Genomic DNA, 4,377 nt, shown 5'->3' with positions numbered 1-4,377 from the left:
TTGGTTGCGGGAGCAGGATTTGAACCTGCGACCTTCAGGTTATGAGCCTGACGAGCTACCTGGCTGCTCCATCCCGCGACACTATGTTTGAGCTACCGCGCGGAGCGCTACTTGAGCTCGGTTTGTGTGTCCTACCGCTTTGCTACTTGAGGACTATGTTTGTCCTTGATCCGTTTTGTGTTGGATCGTGTAGCTAGCGTTTGATCGTATTAGAGAGATTTTGTTTTGGTATTTACTAGGTTTGGCGGTGACCTACTCTCCCAGGGCTTAAGCCCAAGTACCATTGGCGCGACGGCACTTAACTTCCGGGTTCGGGATGGGACCGGGTGTTTTGCTCGTGCTATGACCACCAAACCAAGAAAATACCAACAAGCCTGCGGCTTGTTGGATTTTCATGGTTGGCGGCAGGCAGGGTATTTGCAGAGCAAATGCCCGTTGCCGCACCCGAGTTATGTCACGAGGACATTTCCACAAGCGGTAGGCTTATTATCAACGTGTTGTCCAGGTCGCGTCGTATGCGTTTTTGGTGTGGCTGTCTTTTACTGGATCAGATCAAGCCAATCGGGCGATTAGTACCGGTCAACTGAATGCATTGCTGCACTTACATCTCCGGCCTATTGACGTGGTGGTCTTCCACGGCCCTCAGGGATACCTTGTTTTGAGGGGGGCTTCCCGCTTAGATGCCTTCAGCGGTTATCCTGTCCGATCATAGCTACCCTGCACTACCGTTGGCACGATAACAGGTCCACCAGTGGATCGTTCACCCCGGTCCTCTCGTACTAGGGGCAACTCCTCTCAAGTATCCTACACCCACGGCAGATAGGGACCGAACTGTCTCACGACGTTCTAAACCCAGCTCACGTACCTCTTTAAACGGCGAACAGCCGTACCCTTGGGACCTGCTCCAGCCCCAGGATGAGATGAGCCGACATCGAGGTGCCAAACACTGCCGTCGATATGGACTCTTGGGCAGTATCAGCCTGTTATCCCCGGCGTACCTTTTATCCGTTGAGCGATGGCCCTTCCACTCGGGACCACCGGATCACTATGGCCGACTTTCGTCTCTGCTCGACTTGTCAGTCTCGCAGTCAGGCTGGCTTCTGCCATTGCACTCAACGAGCGATTTCCGACCGCTCTGAGCCAACCTTCGCGCGCCTCCGTTACGCTTTAGGAGGCGACCGCCCCAGTCAAACTACCCGCCACGCAGGGTCCCGGATCCGGATAACGGACCGCGGTTAGACATCAAGAGTGCGAAGGGTGGTATCTCAAGGGAGGCTCCACAGGGACTTGCGTTCCTGCTTCGATGCCTACCACCTATCCTGCACATCACAATCCTGATGCCAGTGCGAAGCTGTAGTAAAGGTGCACGGGGTCTTTCCGTCTAACCGCGGGAAGCCTGCATCTTGACAGGCAATTCAATTTCGCTGAGTCGATGTTGGAGACAGCGGGGAAGTCGTTACGCCATTCGTGCAGGTCGGAACTTACCCGACAAGGAATTTCGCTACCTTAGGACCGTTATAGTTACGGCCGCCGTTTACCTGGGCTTCAATTCGGAGCTCTCACCCCTCCTTTTAACCTTCAGGCACCGGGCAGGCGTCAGACCCTATACGTCGTCTTGCGACTTCGCAGAGCCCTGTGTTTTTAATAAACAGTCGCCACCCCCTGGTTTGTGCCCCCGGATCCAAGTTGCCTTGAACCCGGGCCTCCTTCTCGCGAACTTACGGAGGTATTTTGCCGAGTTCCTTCAACATCGTTCTCTCAAGCGCCTTGGTATTCTCTACCAGTCCACCTGTGTCGGTTTAGGGTACGGTCTGATGGAGGGCTATTTCCAGGGACTGCTCAGCAGCCCAACCAATCCGATAAGGCTGAACTACAGTCGCAATCCGTCACATCCTCCTGGCCCAGGAATATTAACCTGGTTCCCATCGCCTACGCCTTTCGGCCTCGGCTTAGGGGCCGGCTTACCCTGCTCAGATTAGCTTTAAGCAGGAACCCTTGGACTTTCGGCGAGAGTGTCTCTCACACTCTTTGTCGCTACTCATGTCATCATTCTCGCTAGTGATCTCTCCACCGGATGGCTCACGCCCCGGCTTCATCGAAAGCTTCGTGTCTCCAATAGCCCCGAAGGACATAAGGAGACATGAAGCTATGTCACACTACGCTCTGCTACCATGCACTATGTGCATCCTCGGCTTCGGCTCATGGCTTGAGCCCCGTTACATCTTCGCCGCAGGACAACTTATTTAGACCAGTGAGCTGTTACGCTATCTTTAAAGGATGGCTGCTTCTAAGCCAACCTCCTGGTTGTTTTGGTCGTCCCACCTGCTTTCCCACTTAGCCATGAATTAGGGGCCTTAGCCGGAGGTCAGGGTTGTTTCCCTCTCCACTACGGACGTTAGCATCCGCAGTGTGTCTGCCATCTAGTACTCCCGGGTATTCGGAGTTTGGTTAGGATCAGTAAGCCTGTGGGGCCCCATTACCCATCCAGTGCTCTACCCCCCGGGGTATTCGGATGACGCTCTACCTAAATAGATTTCGCAGAGAACCAGCTATCTCCGAGTTTGATTGGCCTTTCACCCCTAGGCACAGCTCATCCCGATCTTTTTCAACAGATGTGGGTTCGGTCCTCCAGTGCGTGTTACCGCACCTTCAACCTGGCCATGCCTAGATCACTCGGTTTCGGGTCTGATCCCACGAACTCATGCGCCCTATTAAGACTCGCTTTCGCTGCGCCTACGCCTAGCGGCTTAAGCTTGCTCGTGAGACCAAGTCGATGACCCATTATACAAAAGGTACGCTGTCAGCCCTCAAGGGGCCTCCAACTGATTGTAGGCGTTCGGTTTCAGGTACTGTTTCACTCCCCTCGTCGGGGTGCTTTTCACCTTTCCCTCACGGTACTGGTTCGCTATCGGTCAGTAAGGAGTACTTAGCCTTCGAAGGTGGTCCTCCGATCTTCAGACAGGATTTCACGTGTCCCGCCCTACTTAATACGTCCATCAAAGCTTCCTATACGGGGCTGTCACCCGCTATGGCCACGCTTCCCAACGTGTTCTAGTCACTCATCTGGCTCGGCTGGTCCCCGTTCGCTCGCCGCTACTAGGGGAGTATCAATTGATGTCCTTTCCTCCGGGTACTTAGATGTTTCAGTTCCCCGGGTTTGCTCTTAAAACCCTATGTATTCAGGTCTTAAGTACCTGGTTCAGCAAGATATTGAGTACCGAAGTAACAATATCGAACTGTCAGGTGGGTTCCCCCATTCGGAAATCCGTGTATCAAAGCCTATTCTCGGCTCCACACAGCTTATCGCAGAGTATCACGTCCTTCATCGCCTCTTACTGCCAAGGCATTCACCAAACGCCCTTCTCGCGCTTGATCTGATCCAGAAAGAGACAGCCATGCCCGAAGGCATTTCGTCACAACACGGAAGCTGGTTCACAACCGTGTCTTCTGTTTCTGAACCAAAAAGCATACTTTCCCGCGCTTTCTTAATGTCCTACCGCTTCGCTACTTGAGGACCTGAGGCCCTAAGAGCTGGCGGAGCGTTCAGGATGTCGGTCCTGAACCTTAAGAAAGCACATTGCATGATCGGGTAGATCATGCGGGTTAGTGTACTTGACTTGGACAACTACTGTCGTTTCAGCCAGGCAAACATCCGGGCGTCTGAGGAAACATGACGGATCCGGTTGCTGTCGGCAGAGCAAGCTCTGCGTCACCTATCTGAGGTCATTCCCACACTCGGGACGACCAACAGTGTTGTTGATATTTCTCTCTAAACGATGTCAAAACTTCCGTCCGATTGGACGTTTGAACGCTTCCGCAGAAGCCCTCAAAGGTCAAATCAAACCCTTTGTTCTGTTGGATGACTTCCCGCATCTTTTGGCGAAGCCAAAAGAGCGGTTGGTGGGTCGAGGAGGACTTGAACCTCCGACCTCACGCTTATCAGGCGTGCGCTCTAACCACCTGAGCTACCGACCCTTGTTTGTGTTTTTGCCAGGCAAAAACAAAACAGGTGTGCGACAGGCGATTTGCGTCAGCAAATCTGCCGAGAGCAGCACTCAGTGGTTATGTCACCGAAGAGTTCGGCAACCGCTGCTGTCGCGAACCGGGGCCAATGGCGGAAAGTCGCTCTCGTGACCTTCGCTGCGCGAAGGCACTGCCGCGACAACGCCTTTGCTTCGCAAATGGCTTGGTGGAGCCTAGGAGGATCGAACTCCTGACCTCCTGAATGCAAATCAGGCGCTCTCCCAGCTGAGCTAAGGCCCCTTGCTGAACCTCAATCCTGAGGCTCTGTCTTTCTGAAGAGATATGAGGACGGCTCGGTCCTGATGTTGATGCGCTTTGTTTGCGCATCTTCTGCTAAGTGATGCACGAGATCAG

General features: G+C 53.6%; 3 tRNA genes and 2 rRNA genes. All 5 read right to left on the bottom strand.

What is annotated here, in order from left to right:
• Window position 1 precedes the first annotated feature (1 nt).
• A tRNA-Met gene (locus tag PXK01_RS21755) sits at window positions 2–78 on the bottom strand.
• A gap of 161 nt (window positions 79–239) precedes the next feature.
• Window positions 240–354: ribosomal RNA gene (gene rrf, locus PXK01_RS21750) — 5S ribosomal RNA — on the bottom strand.
• Window positions 355–548: 194 nt separating this feature from the next.
• Window positions 549–3,375: ribosomal RNA gene (locus PXK01_RS21745) — 23S ribosomal RNA — on the bottom strand.
• A gap of 523 nt (window positions 3,376–3,898) precedes the next feature.
• Window positions 3,899–3,975: transfer RNA gene (locus PXK01_RS21740), tRNA-Ile, on the bottom strand.
• Window positions 3,976–4,187: 212 nt separating this feature from the next.
• Window positions 4,188–4,263, bottom strand: a tRNA-Ala gene (locus tag PXK01_RS21735).
• Between the last annotated feature and the right edge of the window lie 114 nt (window positions 4,264–4,377).

It is taken from the genome of Phaeobacter sp. PT47_59 (assembly GCF_028890025.1).
Taxonomy (GTDB): Bacteria; Pseudomonadota; Alphaproteobacteria; order Rhodobacterales; family Rhodobacteraceae; genus Phycobacter.
The sequence above is the reverse complement of the archived record's forward strand: the minus strand, read 5'-3'. Positions and strand labels throughout refer to the sequence as shown.